Annotated in this window: 19 protein-coding genes and 2 pseudogenes; 10 read left to right on the plus strand and 11 right to left on the minus strand. The window is 30.3% G+C overall.

Going from position 1 to position 18,485, the window contains the following annotated elements; genetic code table 11:
* Window positions 1–37: 37 nt before the first annotated feature.
* The 5 genes from CW733_RS00560 to CW733_RS00580 all read right to left on the minus strand — a co-directional run bounded on the left by CW733_RS00560 (window position 38) and on the right by CW733_RS00580 (window position 4,857).
* Entirely contained in the window at window positions 38–682 is a 645-nt protein-coding gene (locus tag CW733_RS00560; protein ID WP_100994728.1) for a phosphoribosylanthranilate isomerase, read from the minus strand.
* Window positions 679–1,464, minus strand: coding sequence for an indole-3-glycerol phosphate synthase TrpC (gene trpC / locus CW733_RS00565; RefSeq protein ID WP_100994730.1), 786 nt, complete (start codon window positions 1,462–1,464; stop codon window positions 679–681). The genes CW733_RS00560 and trpC overlap by 4 nt, the downstream gene beginning before the upstream one ends.
* Before the next feature lie 116 nt (window positions 1,465–1,580).
* Window positions 1,581–2,573 (minus strand): anthranilate phosphoribosyltransferase, encoded by a 993-nt coding sequence (trpD, locus tag CW733_RS00570; RefSeq protein WP_100994731.1) that lies wholly within the window; start codon window positions 2,571–2,573, stop codon window positions 1,581–1,583.
* A gap of 318 nt (window positions 2,574–2,891) precedes the next feature.
* Complete coding sequence (locus CW733_RS00575; RefSeq protein WP_100994733.1) at window positions 2,892–3,458, minus strand: aminodeoxychorismate/anthranilate synthase component II; 567 nt, start codon at window positions 3,456–3,458, stop codon at window positions 2,892–2,894.
* A 1-nt stretch (window position 3,459) separates the two neighbouring features.
* Window positions 3,460–4,857 (minus strand): anthranilate synthase component I family protein, encoded by a 1,398-nt coding sequence (locus tag CW733_RS00580; RefSeq protein WP_100994734.1) that lies wholly within the window; start codon window positions 4,855–4,857, stop codon window positions 3,460–3,462.
* Between the two features lie 360 nt (window positions 4,858–5,217).
* On the opposite strand from CW733_RS00580, the gene CW733_RS00585 reads away from it, so the two are divergent.
* The 10 genes and pseudogenes from CW733_RS00585 (at window position 5,218) to CW733_RS00625 (ending at window position 12,573) form a co-directional block, all read left to right on the plus strand.
* On the plus strand, window positions 5,218–5,529 hold the full coding sequence (locus CW733_RS00585) for a rhodanese-like domain-containing protein (protein ID WP_100994736.1): 312 nt from the start codon (window positions 5,218–5,220) through the stop codon (window positions 5,527–5,529).
* 82 nt (window positions 5,530–5,611) lie between these two features.
* Complete coding sequence (locus tag CW733_RS00590; RefSeq protein WP_100994738.1) at window positions 5,612–6,004, plus strand: rhodanese-like domain-containing protein; 393 nt, start codon at window positions 5,612–5,614, stop codon at window positions 6,002–6,004.
* A gap of 76 nt (window positions 6,005–6,080) precedes the next feature.
* The gene (locus CW733_RS00595; protein WP_255411501.1) at window positions 6,081–6,365 is read left to right on the plus strand and encodes an EamA family transporter; all 285 of its coding nucleotides are present in this window, start codon (window positions 6,081–6,083) and stop codon (window positions 6,363–6,365) included.
* Window positions 6,366–6,926: 561 nt separating this feature from the next.
* Window positions 6,927–8,741, plus strand: a complete 1,815-nt coding sequence (locus CW733_RS00600; protein WP_100994742.1) for a sodium:solute symporter family protein — start codon at window positions 6,927–6,929, stop codon at window positions 8,739–8,741.
* Window positions 8,742–8,820: 79 nt separating this feature from the next.
* Window positions 8,821–9,000: pseudogene (locus tag CW733_RS16560) on the plus strand (glucose/galactose MFS transporter); the annotation flags it as partial.
* 220 nt (window positions 9,001–9,220) lie between these two features.
* Window positions 9,221–9,442, plus strand: a complete 222-nt coding sequence (locus CW733_RS00610; RefSeq protein WP_100994744.1) for a helix-turn-helix domain-containing protein — start codon at window positions 9,221–9,223, stop codon at window positions 9,440–9,442.
* Window positions 9,429–9,638: a HipA N-terminal domain-containing protein gene (locus tag CW733_RS16740; RefSeq protein WP_369806616.1), complete on the plus strand. Its 210-nt coding sequence runs from the start codon at window positions 9,429–9,431 to the stop codon at window positions 9,636–9,638. Before CW733_RS00610 ends, CW733_RS16740 begins: the two co-directional genes overlap by 14 nt.
* The gene (locus CW733_RS16745) at window positions 9,617–9,808 is read left to right on the plus strand and encodes a HipA N-terminal domain-containing protein (protein WP_369806617.1); all 192 of its coding nucleotides are present in this window, start codon (window positions 9,617–9,619) and stop codon (window positions 9,806–9,808) included. The genes CW733_RS16740 and CW733_RS16745 overlap by 22 nt, the downstream gene beginning before the upstream one ends.
* A complete protein-coding gene (locus CW733_RS00620; protein ID WP_369806618.1) occupies window positions 9,721–10,668 on the plus strand; it encodes a HipA domain-containing protein in 948 nt (315 codons plus the stop codon). Before CW733_RS16745 ends, CW733_RS00620 begins: the two co-directional genes overlap by 88 nt.
* A 933-nt stretch (window positions 10,669–11,601) precedes the next feature.
* A pseudogene (locus CW733_RS00625) lies at window positions 11,602–12,573 on the plus strand (IS110 family transposase).
* 7 nt (window positions 12,574–12,580) lie between these two features.
* On the opposite strand, the gene CW733_RS00630 reads toward CW733_RS00625, so the two are convergent.
* The 6 genes from CW733_RS00630 to CW733_RS00655 form a co-directional block, all read right to left on the minus strand.
* Complete coding sequence (locus tag CW733_RS00630) at window positions 12,581–13,813, minus strand: MFS transporter (RefSeq protein WP_100994746.1); 1,233 nt, start codon at window positions 13,811–13,813, stop codon at window positions 12,581–12,583.
* A 166-nt stretch (window positions 13,814–13,979) separates the two neighbouring features.
* Window positions 13,980–14,666 carry a hypothetical protein gene (locus tag CW733_RS00635; protein ID WP_100994747.1) on the minus strand — a complete coding sequence of 229 codons (687 nt, stop codon included), beginning with the start codon at window positions 14,664–14,666 and terminating at the stop codon, window positions 13,980–13,982.
* Between the two features lie 155 nt (window positions 14,667–14,821).
* A complete protein-coding gene (locus CW733_RS00640) occupies window positions 14,822–15,508 on the minus strand; it encodes a hypothetical protein (RefSeq protein ID WP_100994747.1) in 687 nt (228 codons plus the stop codon).
* 153 nt (window positions 15,509–15,661) lie between these two features.
* Entirely contained in the window at window positions 15,662–16,693 is a 1,032-nt protein-coding gene (locus CW733_RS00645; protein WP_100994749.1) for a hypothetical protein, read from the minus strand.
* 217 nt (window positions 16,694–16,910) lie between these two features.
* Window positions 16,911–17,786 carry a hypothetical protein gene (locus CW733_RS00650; protein WP_157811502.1) on the minus strand — a complete coding sequence of 292 codons (876 nt, stop codon included), beginning with the start codon at window positions 17,784–17,786 and terminating at the stop codon, window positions 16,911–16,913.
* A gap of 335 nt (window positions 17,787–18,121) precedes the next feature.
* Window positions 18,122–18,367 (minus strand): PLDc N-terminal domain-containing protein, encoded by a 246-nt coding sequence (locus tag CW733_RS00655; protein WP_100994752.1) that lies wholly within the window; start codon window positions 18,365–18,367, stop codon window positions 18,122–18,124.
* Between the last annotated feature and the right edge of the window lie 118 nt (window positions 18,368–18,485).

Here is an 18,485-nt window from a genome sequence, read left to right on the forward strand (position 1 = left end):
TATTAATACGCTTAACGGAACGACATGAAATAATTATTTAATCTTCTTTTATATAATTAGCTTCTACTAATTTTTTGCGAAAATCTTTTAGTTTTGTATAGTCTTTTATTCCTGCTGCTGTTTCGAACTTACTGTTTAAATCTAAAGTGCAACAAAGATCGGATTCTGGTCTTTTTAAGAATAGAAGTAGCGCTTCCATTTCGTTTGGACCAATACCTCCACTTAAAAAATATGGTTTTATAGATGGATATTTTTTAAAGATATTCCAGTTAAAAGTATAACCGTTTCCACCAGGTTCTTTTCCTTTTGTATCGAATAAATAATAGTCGCAAACGTCCTCAAAAGGCTCTAAGACTTTAAAATCGAATTGATTTTTTACAGAAAACACTTTAATAACTGTTAAGTCTAATGCTTTAAGTCTTTCGCACAATTCTGGCGTTTCATCACCACCATGTAATTGTACACCTTGAAGATTGTGCTTTTCTACTTTACCTCTTATAAAATCGAAAGTAGCATTTACAAAAACGCCAATTTTGTTTATGTCTTCTGAAATTTCTGGAATAACGCTATCAAAATAACGTGATGATTTTTCGTAAAAAATGAAACCCATATATTCTGGTTTAATATCTGCAACATCAAGGATGTTGTTTTCATTTTTCATTCCGCATACTTTTAGTTTCATAGTCTTAAATCTTTTATAAATTGTTTTGCGCTTTCTCCAGCATTTTTTGTTTTCATAAAGTTTTCTCCTATTAAGAATCCTTTATAGCCAAAAGGTTGTAAAGTTTTAATGGCTTCTATATTACTAATTCCACTTTCTGATACTTTTACAAAGTCGTTTGGAATTAATGCACTTAATTGTTTACTTGTTTCTAAACTAACGTCGAACGTTTTTAAATTTCTATTGTTTACGCCTAACATATCTAAACTAGGCATTATAGATTTATTTAGCTCTTCTTCGTTATGGACTTCTAAAAGAACATCTAAATTTAAGCTTTTTGCGAGTTCCGAAAACTGTTTTATTTCGTTTTTTGTTAGTATGGCAGCTATTAATAAAATAACATCTGCACCATAAGCTTTGGCTTCTATTATTTGATAAGTATCTATAATAAATTCTTTACGAAGTAGAGGCAGGTTACAGCTTGCTCGTGCTGTTAGCAAATCGTCCAAAGAACCTCCAAAATATTTGCCATCTGTTAAAACAGACATACCGCAAACGCCTGCTTCTTCGTAACCTTTTGCTACATCAAAAATATTTAAATCGTGATTTATAATTTGTTTCGACGGAGAACGTCGTTTATGTTCTGCAATAATTCCTGTAGTACTGTTTCTAAGTTTATTAGCTAAAGAGATCGTTTCCCTTTCAAACAAAATAGATTGTTCTAATTGTTTTGTAGGAATAAGTTGCTTTCGAAGGTTTACTTCTATGCGCTTATCGTTTACTATTTTGGTTAAAATATCCATGTTTTAGTATTCTTGTCTGCTCGAGTGGTTTCGGTTTTTAGCGAAATTGTATCGAGAATTTTTTTATACTTCTCGATACAATTTTTCGTCCCTCAAAATCACTCGAAGTGACATTTTTATTTACTCAATTCTATTAAGCGCTGTAAACTTGCTTTAGCTCTACCACTTTCTAAGCTTTCTTTAGCAAGTTGAAATCCATCTTGATGCGATATTTTATTTACGGTTGCAATTGCTAATCCTGCATTTGCGCAAACAACATTGTTTTGTGCTTCAGTTCCTTTACCTTTAATAATACTTTTGAAAATTTTAGCAGCTTCTTTTACAGATGTGCCTCCAAAGATTTCTGATTGTTCTATTTGGTCTACTTTTAAATCTGAAGGACTTAATATCGTTTCAGAATTATTAGAAATTATCTTAGTTTCTCCAGTTAAAGAGATTTCGTCATAACCATCTAACGCATGAACTATGCTATAGTTTTTGTCTGTATTTTGATATAAATAACCATAAAGCCTTTGTAATTCTAGGTTAAAAACACCTACCATTTGGTTTTTTGGAAATGAAGGGTTTACCATAGGTCCAAGCATGTTAAAAAAGGTTTTAACACCTAATTCTTTACGAATAGGAGCAACATGTTTCATGGCAGGATGAAATAAAGGTGCGTGTAACACGCATATTCCTGCTTGATCTATAGAATATTTTAAAAAGTCTGATTTATTAGAAAAATGAATACCTAAAGCCTCCATAACATTTGAAGATCCTGAAGCAGATGACACACCATAGTTTCCATGCTTGGCAACTTTTACACCTGCTCCAGCAGTTACAAAAGAGGATAAAGTAGAAATGTTGAACGTGTCTTTTCCATCGCCTCCAGTGCCACACAAATCTATGGCATTAAAATCTGATAAATTTACTGGGATGCAAAGTTCTAAAAGCGCATCGCGAAAACCTTTAAGCTCTTCTAGTGTAATGCTACGCATCATGAAAACTGTTAAAAACGATGCAATTTGACTTTGGTTATATTTCCCTTCAGAAATATTAACCAATACATTTCTAGCTTCTAGGCTTGAGATGTTCTCGTGATTTATTAATCTGTTTAGTATTTGTTTCATATTAATGCCTGCGAAAGCAGGTATCTTATTTATTATACTTCTTTTTTATTTCTGTTCATTTTGTCTTGATACAAAAGGAACCAAAAAATCACGATCAAACTCAGGAAATTGCTAAAGCATCATTCTCTTTCGAGATTACGTGCTTAAAGCTTCGCTTTGCGTCTCCATTCCTTCGATCATTATTTCTTAATTTTGATGTTCAATTCTCTGAATTGATTTAGGACTTTCACTTTTATTATATTTTTGTTTAGTTCTAATTAATTTCAATTTTGCTAACTGCTAACTGCTAACTGCTAACTGCTAACTGCTAACTGCTAACTAACTATTAATCCAGTTTTCTAAAATTTGTTTTCCATTAGGTGTTAATACACTTTCTGGATGATATTGTACTCCTTTTACGTCGTAAAGTCTGTGTCTTAAAGACATTACTTGTCCGTTTTTATCGAAAGAAGTAGCCTCCAATTGTTCTGGTAAATTTGCATTTACAACCCAAGAATGATACCTGCCAACTTCTATGGTTTTTTCCATGCCTTTAAATAACGATTCATTATCAACAGTAATATCAACTTTGGTAGCTACACCATGAAAGACGGTATCTAAATTTACTAAACTTCCGCCAAAAACTTCGGCTATAGCTTGTTGTCCTAAACAAACGCCAAGAATACTTTTTGTTGGAGCATATTGTTTAATAATGGCTTTTAATAAACCAGCTTCATCTGGAATTCCAGGACCTGGTGATAGTACTATTTTATCGAATGCGTTAACCTCTTCTAAAGTTAATTTGTCGTTTCGTTTTACAGTAACTTTACAACCTAAGTCTTCTAAATAATGAACTAAGTTGTATGTGAAACTATCGTAGTTGTCTATTACTAATACTTTTTTCATATTAAATTTCTTTTGCTAATTCAATAGCATTTGTCAACGCTCCTAATTTATTATACACCTCTTGCAATTCACTTTCTGGATTAGATTTAGAAACCAAACCAGCTCCAGCTTGCCAATGCAATTCGTGATTTTTACTTAAGAATGTTCTTATCATAATTGCATGATTATAATTACCATTAAAATCCATAAAACCAATAGCTCCTCCATAAAATGCACGACTGGTTTTTTCGTATTTCTCAATAAGTTGCATCGCGTTATGTTTTGGAGCACCACTTAAAGTTCCTGCAGGAAATGTATCTGCAACTACTTGCATAGTTGGTGTATTGTCGTGTATTTTTCCTGTAACCTTACTTACCAAATGTATAACATGAGAGAAAAACTGTGCTTCTCTATATGTTTCAACTTTTACTTGGCTTCCATGTCTACTTAAATCGTTCCTGGCTAAGTCAACAAGCATAACATGTTCAGCATTTTCTTTTTCATCACTAGCCAATTGTTTTGCTAATTCTGTGTCTTTTTCATCGTTTCCAGTACGTTTAAATGTTCCTGCAATAGGATGGATTTCTGCGATACCTTCGTTTACAACTAATTGTGCTTCAGGTGAACTTCCAAATATTTTAAAATCGCCATAATCGAAATAGAATAAATATGGAGAAGGATTAATGCTTCGTAAAGCGCGATAGACATTAAACTCGTCACCTTTAAATTTTTGAGAAAACTTTTTCGAAAGCACAAGTTGAAAAACATCACCTCGAGCACAGTGTTGTTTTGCTAATGTTACATGTTCTTTATATTCGTTATCAGTTAAGTTCGATTCAATCTCTGAATCTGTAGAAAACTCGTAAGAGGCAAAATTTGTAGACTTTATTAAATGTAATATTTCATCAATATTACTGGCATTATCATTAAAGCAATGTGCGAAAATATAAGCCTCATTTTTAAAATGATTAATGGCAATAATATTTTGGTAAACTGCGTAATAAATATCTGGTATATCTATTGAATTTGGTTTTTTTGAAATTTCAATGTCTTCAAAGTACTTTACAGCATCATAAGAGGTGTAACCAAAAACACCATTGTTTATAAATTTAAAATCTTCATCAGAAGTGACCTTGAAACGTTGCGTGAACTTATGTATCATTTTAGGAACATCTGTAGTACGATTTCTTAGCATACTACCATCTGGGAATTTTTGCTCAATAGTATCTCCTGAAACTTTGATAGAAGCAATAGGATTAAAACAGATGTAAGAAAAACTATTATCACTTGCATGATAGTCACTACTTTCTAATAAGATGCTATTCGGAAATTTATCGCGAATTTTTAAGTAGATACTCACAGGTGTAATAGTATCTGCAAGGATTTTTTTGTAATTGGTGTAAAGGCTAAAAGTCTTCATTTATTCTGAATTTATTTTCAGTATCTCAATTAATGAGATGTTATTTTTATTTAAGATTCTGAAACAAATTCAGAATAAAAAAAAAGGCTTGTCGTGAATGACAAGCCTTTTGTATGTTTAATTAAATATACGTAAGAGTTTATTCACGAATTGTTTTTCGAGAAGTCCACCACCAAGTATAATTTAAATTTGCGTTCATATTTAGTATAAAGGTCAAAGATATAAATTGAATGCTAAAAATCAAATTAATTTTAACGTAAATATTAAAAAATGAGTTGTGGATGTAACACTTTATGTTTTTTTTCGTCTATATTTTAAGGAAAAGTTAATTTCATTAACTTTGCACTTTAAAAAATAACAATGGCAGATTTATCACAAGAGCAATGGGCTCAACAACTAAAAGCAGACGAAAATGCTTTTTTATTAGATGTAAGAACTGAAGAAGAGGTTGCAGACGGGTTTATACCAAATGCTAAGAATCTAAATATATTTAAAGGCCAGGCCTTTGTCTATGAATTGGAAGCATTAGATAAAAATAAAAATTATTATGTGTATTGCAAAGCTGGCGGAAGAAGTGGTCAAGCATGTGCACTCATGAATCAAATGGGATTTGAAAACACTTACAATTTAATGGGTGGGTTTTCAGAATGGACAGGAGAAGTCGAAGAATAGATCAATCAATCAATCAATCAATCAATCAATCAATCAATCAATCAAAAAAATTCCGTCTTTGCGGAAGTAAAAAATAAAAACAATGAAAAAATCAACAATAGTAATCGTATTAGTTTTAATGATAAGTGTATTTAGCTGTTCTACAAAAACTAAAAATGGAATTACAGTAGTCTCTATTGAAGAAATGCAGACATTAATAGACCTAGAAAATGTGCAATTAGTAGATGTAAGAACTCCAGCAGAGCATAAAGCAGGGCATATTTCGAATTCTCAAAATATAGATTTTAATTCACCTACTTTTGAAGATGATATTACTAAATTAGATAAAGAAAAACCTGTAATATTATATTGTCAAAGAGGAGCTAGAAGCGCTAAGTGCGCTGATAAACTGTTGCAAGCTGGCTTTAAAAAAATATACGATTTAAAAGGCGGTTTTTCAGAATGGGAACATGTAGACTTAGATATTAAACTTTAAGTTTCTTTTTAAAGACTTGTGAGGTCCTAAAATAGCGATACAGAATTAATAAATTAAAGGTAGTGATTTTTTATCACTGCCTTTTTTATTAAAAAACAAAATTTCACTAAAAGGAAACCAAAAGAAATTATTAATAATGCGAAGCATTTTTGGGTTAATTCCCATGGTGCTTTTCTTTTTGTCCTTAAAATATATAGCTATGGGAACAGCAGTTTCAATACGTTATATAGCTCCAGTTTTTGCAACTTTTTTTGCTATTTATTTTCTTAAAGAGAAAGTTAAACCTATTCAATGGTTGTTTTTTGGTCTCGCCTTTTTAGGAGTCATACGTTTTATCGTCTTTCTAGTGTTTTTAATGTGAAATAATTTTAAATAAACCCATGGTTTTTTCTTCTTGATGTTATAGCTGTGTATAAACTTATCTTATTCTTTCCACAGAGAACAAATTAGTCTACATGAACATTGTTACCCATTAGGTTATTGCCGCTTGAAAATATAGATTTTCGTGCTTTTTAGCATAAATAAACGCGCTGTTTTTTGGTAATGACATAATAACTCACATGTAACTAGCTAATATATATGGTTGTTGTGGTTAAAATAAAATGCCCATTAAATACAGAATTAAAAAATGAAACGCATTTATGTTCCGTGATTCTTCTTATGTATTTAGAAAATGTGTTGTTTTGAAACTAAAATCTTTAATAGTATTTTGGTCAGTCAAAAAATGAATTTAAATAGAGTTTACTTTTTTCTAAAACAATATCAATGTAAGAATAGTATCAATGTATTGCGATAGGCTAAAAAAACCTCAGACAAATTCATAAAAATTCTATAAATTGGGCGATATAGATTAAAAAAGTAAAGAAAGATTAAACATTACGTTTAAATATTTTTTGCATAAAAGCACTAAAAAATAACATATATGGTATCCTTAAGCACTTTAGATTATGCATTAATAATAATATTCTTTGTGATAACACTATCCATTGGTATCTATGTTTCAAAAAAATCAGGAAAGAGCTCTTCAGAGTTTTTTCTTTCAGGTCGCACAATGCCTTGGTGGTTGTTAGGCGTATCTATGGTTGCTACAACGTTTTCTACAGATACACCTAATCTAGTTACAGATATTGTTAGAACTAATGGTGTTTCTGGTAATTGGGTATGGTGGGCTTTTTTAATTACAGGATTGTTAACAGTCTTTGTCTATGCTAAATTATGGCGAAAATCTAACGTGAAAACAGATATAGAGTTTTATGAATTTAGATATGGAGGTAAGCCAGCAAAATTTTTAAGGAAATTTAGAGCTGTTTATTTAGGTGTTATTTTTAATGTTATTACAATGTCTGCAGTAACATTAGCAGCAATTAAAATAGGAGGTATTATGTTGGGCTTAGAGCCATGGCAAACAGTAATTAGTGCTGGTTTAATAACAGTTGTATTTAGTGCTTTAGGCGGTTTTAAAGGTGTTGTTTATACAGATTTTGTTTTATTCTTTGTTGCAATGGGAGGAGCTATTGGTGCAGCTTACTATTTAATTAACATTCCAGAAGTTGGAGGTTTAGAGGCTTTGTTAAACAACGAGAATGTTTCAGATAAGCTTTCAATATTACCGGATTTTAATGATACAAATGCATTAATAACACTTTTTATTATTCCTTTAGCGGTACAATGGTGGAGTTCTTGGTATCCTGGAGCAGAACCTGGAGGAGGTGGTTATATTGCACAAAGAATGTTAGCTGCAAAAGACGAAAATCATGCTATTGGTGCAACGTTTTTTTTTAATATTATGCATTATGCTTTACGTCCTTGGCCATGGATTATGGTGGCTTTAGCTTCTTTAGTCGTATTCCCAGATTTAGCGAGTATACAGGAGGCTTTTCCTAATGTTACTAACGATAAGTTGGGTCATGATTTAGCGTATTCAGCAATGTTAACAAAACTCCCTAGCGGTCTATTAGGCCTGGTTTTAGCATCTTTAATTGCAGCATATATGTCTACTATTTCTACTCAATTAAATTGGGGATCTTCATACATGGTTTATGATTTTTATAAGCAACAAATTAATCCTAATGCATCAGAAAAAAAATTAGTGTTTGTAGGTAGGGTTTCAACAGTTGTACTTATGGTTTTAAGTTCTGTTTTAGCATTATTACTTCAAAATGCATTACAACTTTTTGATGTTTTATTAATGTTTGGAGCAGGTACAGGTTTAATTTTTATTCTGCGTTGGTTTTGGTGGAGAATTAATGCTTGGAGCGAAATAACAGCTATGTTTGCTTCTGGTATTATCTCAATTATTCTAAAATTAACTCCTGCAGGAATGTTCTTTTTTGGAGCAGAATCAGGGATGTTTCCAGACTATTATCAATATCCAGCGGTTGTTTTAATTACCACAATTATTTGGCTTATTGCTACATATGTTACGCAACCAGAGAGTAATGAGGTGCTTCAAAAATTCTATAACAAAATTCAACCTGGAGGTCCAGGATGGCAAAAAGTAATTAACGATGCCGAAAAAGAAGGTATTATACTTAAAGATAATAACCAAGGTTGGAGTGTGCCTTCTGGGTTGTATGCTATGCTTTTAGGTTGCGTATTAATATACAGTTGCATGTTTGCAACTGGATACTATATTTATGGAGAATATAATTTAGCTTTAATATTAACTGCAGTATCGGTCGTTTCAGGTTTTTTATTAATAAAAACATGGAAAAAAATAAAAAGCACTATTTTATAAAATAGCGCTTTTTTAAATTAATTTCAAAATTTTAGGGATTATACTTTGATTTTGCATTGTTTTTGCTAACAGATTTGCACCTGTTTTTTTTGTTGCAGCACTAGGCATTGCAAACGCTTTAGTTTGGCCAGCAATTTGGCCTTTAGCATAAATAGGATTAGGTGAATTTACTAAAACGGTATCTGCATTATTAATTTTGGCAATTTCTGGAGGCGCAGTTCTTCTGCCTCTTTATGGTGCTTTAGTGCATACGTCTAAAAAATAAACACTCTAAAATCAATGCTTTAGAGGGGAGAAAGTGGACTCCGAGCAAAAGAGTTCGAACTTTTTGAATGAGGATATAAATCTAATCATCTCAAAAATTAGTAATCTTTGATAATCGAGTCGTTTAACTATTGTTGTAAACAAGATTTTCTTATTTTATATGTAATTGCGTATATAAGTTGATTATTTGTATAATTTATATTTAATTACATATAATGAAAGAATTAGCAGATTTTGTAAAGGAGCGTAGAAAAGAAGTCGATTTAACTCAGAAAGAATTTGCAGATAGAGCAGGAGTAGCGCTTACGGTAATCCGAAAAATAGAACAAAACAAAACAAATTTAAACTTGGGTAAAGTGAATCAAGTTTTAAAAATGTTTGGTCACAAACTTGTACCTATGAGTTTAAAAGAATTAGATGATAATGAGACAAGCTAAAATATATTACAATACCCTATTTAGTGATCTTTTAACAGAGACCAATGATGGAGATTTTACATTTAAGTATGAGACTGAATATGTAAATAAATATACAGGAAATTTCATAACTTTTACTATGCCTGTTAGAGTACAAGAGTACAAGAGTACAAGAGTACAAAGAAAAGCGTTTGTTTGCTTTTTTTTGAAGGCTTAATTCCTGAAGGTTGGTTATTAGGTATAGCATCTAAAAGTTGGAAAATTAATAAAAACGACAAAATGGGTTTGCTATTAACTTGTTGTCAGAACTGCATTGGAGCAGTAAGTATTTATACTGTTATAAAGAGGTTGATACAGGCAATGATTTTCATACAGAATGTAGCTTAGCTTTTTTTGGTACTGAAACAACACCAATAATTGAGTATTCATTAGATGAAATGAATAAGTTGGCAAAAAAAGTTGTTGAACGAAGTGTTTCGGTTCCTGGTGTGCAACCTAAATTATTTATTTCATTATTAAATGAAGATAAAACGGATAGCAGGTTAACAATAGTTGTCGCATTAGGAGGGAATTATATTTTTAAGCCACCATCAAAGGATTATGAAGAAATGCCATCAAATGAACATTTAACTATGAAAATGGTAGATTTATTTAATATTGATGTTGTGCCTCATTCTTTGATTAAATTAGCTTCAGGAGAATTGTCTTATATCACCAAACGAATTGACAGGGCAGAGGATGGGTCTAAAATACATATGATTGATATGTTTCAAGTAACAGAGGCTTTCGATAAATATCGAGGTTCAATGGAGCGTATAGGAAAAGCAATTGAGGCTTATGCAGATAATACATTATTAGATAAACTTCGTTTTTTTGAGCTCACTATTTTTAGTTACCTCATAGGAAATAACGATATGCATTTAAAAAACTTTTCCATGATTAAAACATTTTATGGTTGGTCATTATCACCTGCTTATGATTTATTGAACACAGTCATTGTTAATCCAGAAGATACAGAAGAACTAGCTTTGATTATTGCTGGGAAAAAGAAAAAAATAACACTTCAAAATTTTCTAGATTTTGGAACTGACTTAGGGTTATCTAAAAAGCAAATCAATAGTGTGTTAAACCGTTTTAAAGAATTTAAAAAGGATGCTTTAAGCGTGGTTGGAGAATCATTTTTGAGCGATGATATGAAAGTTGAGTATAAAGCTATTTTAGACCCTAGACTTGAAATTTTAAATTAGAGTTGTAATTAAGTGTAGTTATATAAAAAACCTCATAAATTGTTTATTATGAGGTTTTTGTGGAGTCGGAGACAACGACGAGAATTTCAACTTTCTAGTATTTATAGGCCTTCCAAAAGGGATGCTTTTTAGAGGTCACCGAATTGGTCTCGATTTAACAAACTTTAACATTTCATGTATCAAGATGAGCCTAAAATCAATCAATTGATTATTATGGTTATGAGTGTACATGAGAAAGAGAAACTATCCATAACTTTGTATAAAGCTTGAAATCAGAGATTTAATTTATATTTCATATTATCTAAGCACCGAATACGTACCTAGCTTTTAATGAGCTTAAATTCAGATATTTAGTAATTCCGTTTGTGTGAAAATTCCGCGACACATTTTTTTCGATAATACTTTCTTAAAATTCAAAAAAAATTTCGCGACTAAAGCTAGGCTTTTTTTTATTCCGCAATTCCATTCTCGAACAAGCCAAAATTCGGCAAGAGTTAATTCCGATTTTGAGTAAGTTTTTCAGCGTTTTGCTTGAAAAAAAAAACAGTAGTTTTTATCTTGGTGTTTTTCCGCTTGAGGGAGTTTCTACAATTGTTGCTAACGGTTTTGTGTATGGTTAGTTGCGTGGTTAGGCAACTAATTTAGCAAATAAATCACAGATAGAATATTCCGAAGGAATGTTCGTAAGTCGGCAGTGAACCAAGCAATTAATTATACACGTCTTAAGTTTGTATTATCCTTAAATTAGATAAATAAACAGAAAGCACAAAAGAGAGGATTAAGGTTATTATACACGCAGAGACTTAGATCTCGTCAACATTGAAAATCACCTCTCTTTTCTACACAGATTTCGTACAGTTCTATGAGGCTTTAAGACCTCGCTTTTAAGTCGTTGAAACTCGCGTAGATTGTCCTTTCAAAAAACATTTTCTTATGAATAAAGATATAAAATATTTTGGAATTGACATTAGTTATTTAGTATTTGATGTTACCGATTCTGATGGTAATTACTATCAGTTTAAAAACAATGTGGGAGGCTTTAGGAAGTTTACAAAACTATAGAATACTTATAGTCATTGTGTAATGGAAGCTACAGGTTATTATCATTATCAATTAGCATATTATTTGTTAGAGTCTAGTATAAAATTGTCTGTAGAGAATCCATTATCTGTTAAACGATTTATACAGATGAAGCTATCAAAAATCAAGACAGACAAGAGCGATTCTAAGCTTATTTGTGAGTATGCTCAGAAAGTAGAATTAAAGCTTTGGCAAGGTAATTCTAAGAATGAAATAGAATGTTTTCAAATTACCCGAGCGCTTTCTATCTATACTAAACAAAGTACAATGATAAAAAACAAATTGCATGGAGAAACTGTTTTGGGAGCGCCCAGTAAAGCAGTCGTAAGATCCTTAAAACGCAGTTTAAAATACCTTGGTAAAGAAAAAAAAAACTTAGAGGATAAGTTGTTGGCCTTAGTGAACCTAACTCATCAAGATCTATTAACTCGTTTAAAAACGATTCCAAGTATTGGTCCAAAAACATCTATTATGCTAATAGTTTTAACAGGAGGTTTTGATCGCTTTAAAAGCGCAAGTGAATTATGTAGTTATGCAGGATTAACACCAGTAATTAAACAAAGTGGAAGTAGTGTAAAAGGGCGACCAAGAATTAGTAAAATGGGTAATCAAAAGCTTCGTAATTTATTATTTATGTGCAGCCTTAATGCATGTAAATGTAATAAAGCTTGTCGAGAACTTTATGAGCGAATAGTTGCAAAAGGAAAGAGTAAAAAATTAGCATTAATTGCAATTTGTAATAAGCTATTAAAACAAGCTTTTGCTATTGCTAAATCAGGATTAATATATGATGAAAGCTATAGAAGTGTTTTAGTGAAAAATTAATGGGATTTTACTTGTTTTTCACCACAGTACTTTGTTGTAGGTAGTTTTTTTTATTCCAAAACACAAGTGCGATAAGTCCAATACTAATAACAGTCATAGTAATTATTCCAAATTTTAATCCTAGAACTGGATTTTCATAAAATCTTTCATTAAACAAACCAAAAATTAAAGCGATTAACCTTGTTGGTAAAAATGCCAAACTAATTAGAATAGCTAGATATTTTGGGTTAGAATATTTTGTTAATATTGAATGGATAATTGGCGAAATATAAATTTCCGAAATACCAAGAAATAATAATGATAACAAATATAAAATTGCATGTTGTTCATTAGGAACTTCTGGAATTAGAAATAAAATACCGAATGAGATTGCTCCAAAAATAAAGCCAATCATTAATTTAAAAAATTGTGAGCTATAGAAATATGTCCATACTATAATTGCGATTACACTAATTGGTATGAAAAAGTAAAAGTTAATAGATTGCCATAAATGTTTAGGGATACCAAGAGTAGAAATTTCACTGAATTCTAATTGTAAATCAAAAATTCGAATATTTGAGATTTTGTAAATGCCCCAAAAAAGCCCTACAACAGTGAAAGCAATTGAAATGTTTAAAATTCTATTGCCTATTGATAATTCATTTTTTAAAGTTTCTTTTGCAATTTTATCTTTAGATATGAGTATGGGAATTATCGATATTAGCATTAGTATTCCAGATATTATAAATCCAATATTATAACCATATTTTTCTCCAGAAGACCCAATCAGTGAGGCTCCAAGATAAGAGCCTAAATTTATTGCTAAATAAAATATTGTAAACCCTGAATCTAATAGTTTGGTTTTACTCAAATATAATTTCCCGAAATTTGAGATAATATTTGGCGTATAAAGTCCGCTACCTAAAACTACAAGAAACATTCCAATATACAGTCCATAAGTTGAAGCACTACAAAGAGTAAATGCTCCACAAGCCTGAATAATTCCACCAAAAATTATTGCTTTTTTATTTCCTATAATTAAATCTCCAAGTAGTGCGCCAATAATTTGTGAAACCACTAATGAACCTGCAAACCATCCAAAAAGACTCAATGCTTCTGTTCTATCCATTTGTAGAATTATTCCTGTCATATGCAAGAGCAGGAGTATTCTTAAACCATAGTAAGATGCTCGTTCAAGCATTCTTGATAAACAGTAGTAAAAAGTTTCTTTGGTGTGTTTTTGATTTTGAATTTTTTCCATTCAGTTTATTGGGTTGGTAAATTACCTACAACGGTTATGTATAAGAATAGTGCGGTTTTGTGTGCGAGGATTTTCCGAAGGAAAATCAGAAGCTAGCAAAACTGCACTAACCTTTGATTAAGTACTAAACTAAGCATTATTTTTATACGATGTTGTATGCAGTACTTTAAATATTCTCAATTATATTCAAATTACTTTTATTAATATTAAATTTAGAAATTTTATTTTCAATAAAGACTAAATTACCGAAAATAGGTTTCCCAATAATTCCTGCTACGTTTTCACAGAATTCAGGATAATTTTTCAGAATTGAATATTTACTTTCAAAGTCTAAATATTCTTTTAAGTCATTATCTGTTATAAAATCTTTTTGTAAGTTAATTACATCAATACAAATAATTAATTTGTAGTTATCTATTTTAATTAAATCTCTGTATGTTTCTTCTTTGTTAGTGATTTTTGAGATTTGTGGGATGAAATTATTAATTGAAGTAATAAATGAACTTTGAGTATTTCCAAAGTATTCATCTTTTTTAAATGATTCAATTTTATTATTTAATTCTTTTTCAATTGGATTTATTTTCTTTACTTCAAATATGATATTTTGATTTTCAGATTTTACTAACCAATCTGGGGTTTTTCCATTTATCTTTGGTTCGTAAATTACTTCTGAAAATAATTGATTTAGGACATATCCAAATTCCATTTCAGAAAATAGAGATAGAATATTAATCTCATTTTTTTCTTTTATTAATTTTCTTGAAAATATTCCGTTATATTTTGTATCCAAAAACTCTAGATTCCTTCTATAATCGGATTTGTTTTTTAGGATTTTTTCAGCGGTTTCGTTCATCGTTCCGGTATTGCATACAACGGTTATGTATAAGAATAGTGCGGTTTTGTGTGCGAGGATTTTCCGAAGGAAAATCAGAAGCTAGCAAAACTGCACTAACCTTTGATTAAGTACTAAACTAAGCATTATTTTTATACGATGTTGTATGCAGTACTTTAAATATTCTCAATTATATTCAAATTACTTTTATTAATATTAAATTTAGAAATTTTATTTTCAATAAAGACTAAATTACCGAAAATAGGTTTCCCAATAATTCCTGCTACGTTTTCACAGAATTCAGGATAATTTTTCAGAATTGAATATTTACTTTCAAAGTCTAAATATTCTTTTAAGTCATTATCTGTTATAAAATCTTTTTGTAAGTTAATTACATCAATACAAATAATTAATTTGTAGTTATCTATTTTAATTAAATCTCTGTATGTTTCTTCTTTGTTAGTGATTTTTGAGATTTGTGGGATGAAATTATTAATTGAAGTAATAAATGAACTTTGAGTATTTCCAAAGTATTCATCTTTTTTAAATGATTCAATTTTATTATTTAATTCTTTTTCAATTGGATTTATTTTCTTTACTTCAAATATGATATTTTGATTTTCAGATTTTACTAACCAATCTGGGGTTTTTCCATTTATCTTTGGTTCGTAAATTACTTCTGAAAATAATTGATTTAGGACATATCCAAATTCCATTTCAGAAAATAGAGATAGAATATTAATCTCATTTTTTTCTTTTATTAATTTTCTTGAAAATATTCCGTTATATTTTGTATCCAAAAACTCTAGATTCCTTCTATAATCGGATTTGTTTTTTAGGATTTTTTCAGCGGTTTCGTTCATCGTTCCGGTATTGCATACAACGTTTATGTATAAGGATAGTTGCGGGTTTGTATGCGAGGATTTTCCGAAGGAAAATCAGACGTAACAAACACGCAACGACCTTTGATTAAGGACTAAGCCGCAATTATTTTTATACGGTGTTGGGCATAGTTTTTATTCTTCTTCTCCATAGTAATCATTTTTATCTCCGTTGTAAGTAGGAAATAAGTATGTTTTATTTTGTGAAGTATTTAATTCAAATATTTTTTCTGTTAAAGTTCGAATTTCATCAACATAGTTGTCGTCTTTGTTATAATTAGAAACAATTCTTCTTTCCATAGACCATTCATTGCTCCAAGCATCTGGTAATAAAATCTCAATAGATTCTTTTCTGTCTAATCCTCTTTTTTTAATTTCTTTATTGTAAGCTTTATTGAGTTTTTCAATACCTAATTCAACACTTTTTCTGTCATTGATAAATTCACTTGTTTGGACTTGCATTAGTCCAAGAGAATGTTTTTTACCTGTAATTTTAAAACGAGCATTTTCAACTAATCGAGCAGCTTTTGGTCTGTTGAAATCTTCATAAATCATTATAGCATAAGCTATAGATTTAAGTTTGTCATTATTTAGATTTTCATTGACTAAATCAGAATACTTTTCTTTAAAAGACGAAAGGCGACTTTTTAAATAATTTTCCTTTCTCTCGATGGTTTTGTCAGAAGATATTCTAATTCTATTCAGGGTGTGAAATAAAAAAATTAATATTATAATCCATAATTCATTTGAAATTGTATCAAAGTCGGGAAGTATATTCTCTTTTTTATATATGATTTCTGTATAGGCGAAATAAGAAATTGAAACGATTGAAATCCAATAAAGCACTTGTCTATACCAATTCATTAAAAGTCCACGATTAGTGGCTAGATTAAATGCTAAACGGAATAAGATGTAGTAAATAGAAATAAAGAAAACATTAGCTACGAATTTGTCTAATCCAAGCTTGTACAGAATAGCTGAGACGATAAAAAGGTAAACAATTGGGCTAATTATTCGGAACAGAAAGTTAAAAGCAGGTGCTTCTTCAACTTTCAAGAACATTGAAATTTGCATATATCCAACAGAATAAGAATGTCTTCCAATCCAATTGATTATAAAAAATAGGATTACTCCTAAAAAGAACTGTAAAATGTGAATCTCTATCATTCGTTTAAATTATGCCCAACGTTTATTATAAGAAACGTAGGGCAATAAATAAGCACTATCGTTTCGGTTTATTACTTAGCTAAATATAAATATTTTGCTTTTATCTTTTCTACTATAAACGCCAAATTTTATATTTAGCGGACTTTATAAATATTCACTGAACTTTCGGTTTAGCGCAAATGCCCTATGTTTTTTATACACTGTTGTGCGTTCGTTTTTATTCCGATTTATACATATTTCTATAATGTTCAACATGATGAGGAAATTCCTCTTCATAAAATGGGTAACTTATTCCCAAAATTGAGATTTCATATCCTTCATTTTTCATTCCTGTAATTGCATTTCCGGCAACTCCTTTTATTTCAAGTCCGTCCTGTCTCAATACTTTTAATTCTGATATTACTTTAGTATCAATAAATTCAAATTCTGGGTCGTCAGTATTTATTACAATATTATTTTTCAAGCAGTATTCTTTAAAGAATTCGTATGGCGTTTCTATTCCATTGAATTCAATTAGTCCAAATGCAACACCCATTGGTGCATCTGCTTTTTCTAGTTTAGAAGTTCCAATTTCTTTGCCTTCTAAAACAACATTATAGTTTTTTTTACATTGGTTTAGTACTTTTTCGTTGTAAAAATCTAAATAATAATCAGAAGCAAGACATTCAAATGTCTCGTCTTTAAAAAAGAAAATAAAATGTTTTCTGTCAGAATTGCTAGTTTGAATTTTCTCAATCGGATTCGGCAACTCTTTATCTAATCCGCTTTTAATTTCATAGAATTCTCCCCAAGGTAATTCGTTGTGATTTGTTCTATATTGTCCATAGGAATACCCTTCGTCATTGCAAGTATTCAGAGAATATTTCGCACAGTTTTTAAATCGGATTTTAACTTTGTCGCCTTCCTGATATTTGTTGAATTGAAAATGATTGAGATAAATATCCATTATTAAGTCAATTCCGTCCACTTTTAATTCAATTTCAGGTGAAACTGGGTCTGCGTTCCAATCCTTAGTTATTTGGATATAGTCAATTTTTCGAGTTGGAATTCCCTCTACCTTTTTTGTTCCAAATATTTTATTTATCCAACTCAATTTCTTTCGTTTTCGATTTTTCTTAAATGACGCACAACGTTTATGTATATGGTTTGTTGCGTGTTTAAGCAACTAAGTTAATAAATAAATATTGGATAGAAAATCCGCAAGGATTTTCGTAAGTAGGCTAGAACTAGCAATAAATTATATACGGTGTTCTACGCAGTTTTTTATTCCGCTAAATTTTTCTTTCAGTTTTTTCAATTCCGAAACTTGCTAAACTCCGAAAGATTTAATTCTATTTTTCAGATCAGTTTTACGCAACATTTATAAATTCCGTTAGAGTAATAATTCTTTAAGAGTAAATTCTGCGTTCTTTTCCGATTTAGAGTGTTTTATTCAGTTGTTTTTAATTCCGTTTTATTAAAATTGGGTTGAAATTTTCTTGGTTCTTTAATCACATACTTTTTTCTCAATTGGAAATACAATATTGAACCTAAAACAGGAAGAAGCAGAACTCCTAAAAGCCAAATTATATTCATTATTGGGCTTTTAAATTTCGATTTTATAATATCTAGAATTGCCCAAGACCATAATACAATGGTTAAAATCACAAATCCGATAATCAATGTAGTTTCCATAATTTTATCTTTTAATACTTGTTTTCTGTTCAGCGTAATGTTTGTCTCAAATTGCGTAGAACGTTTATGTATAAGAATAGTTGCGGGTTTGTATGCGAGGATTTTCCGAAGGAAAATC

It is taken from the genome of Lacinutrix sp. Bg11-31 (assembly GCF_002831665.1).
Lineage (GTDB): Bacteria > Bacteroidota > Bacteroidia > Flavobacteriales > Flavobacteriaceae > Lacinutrix.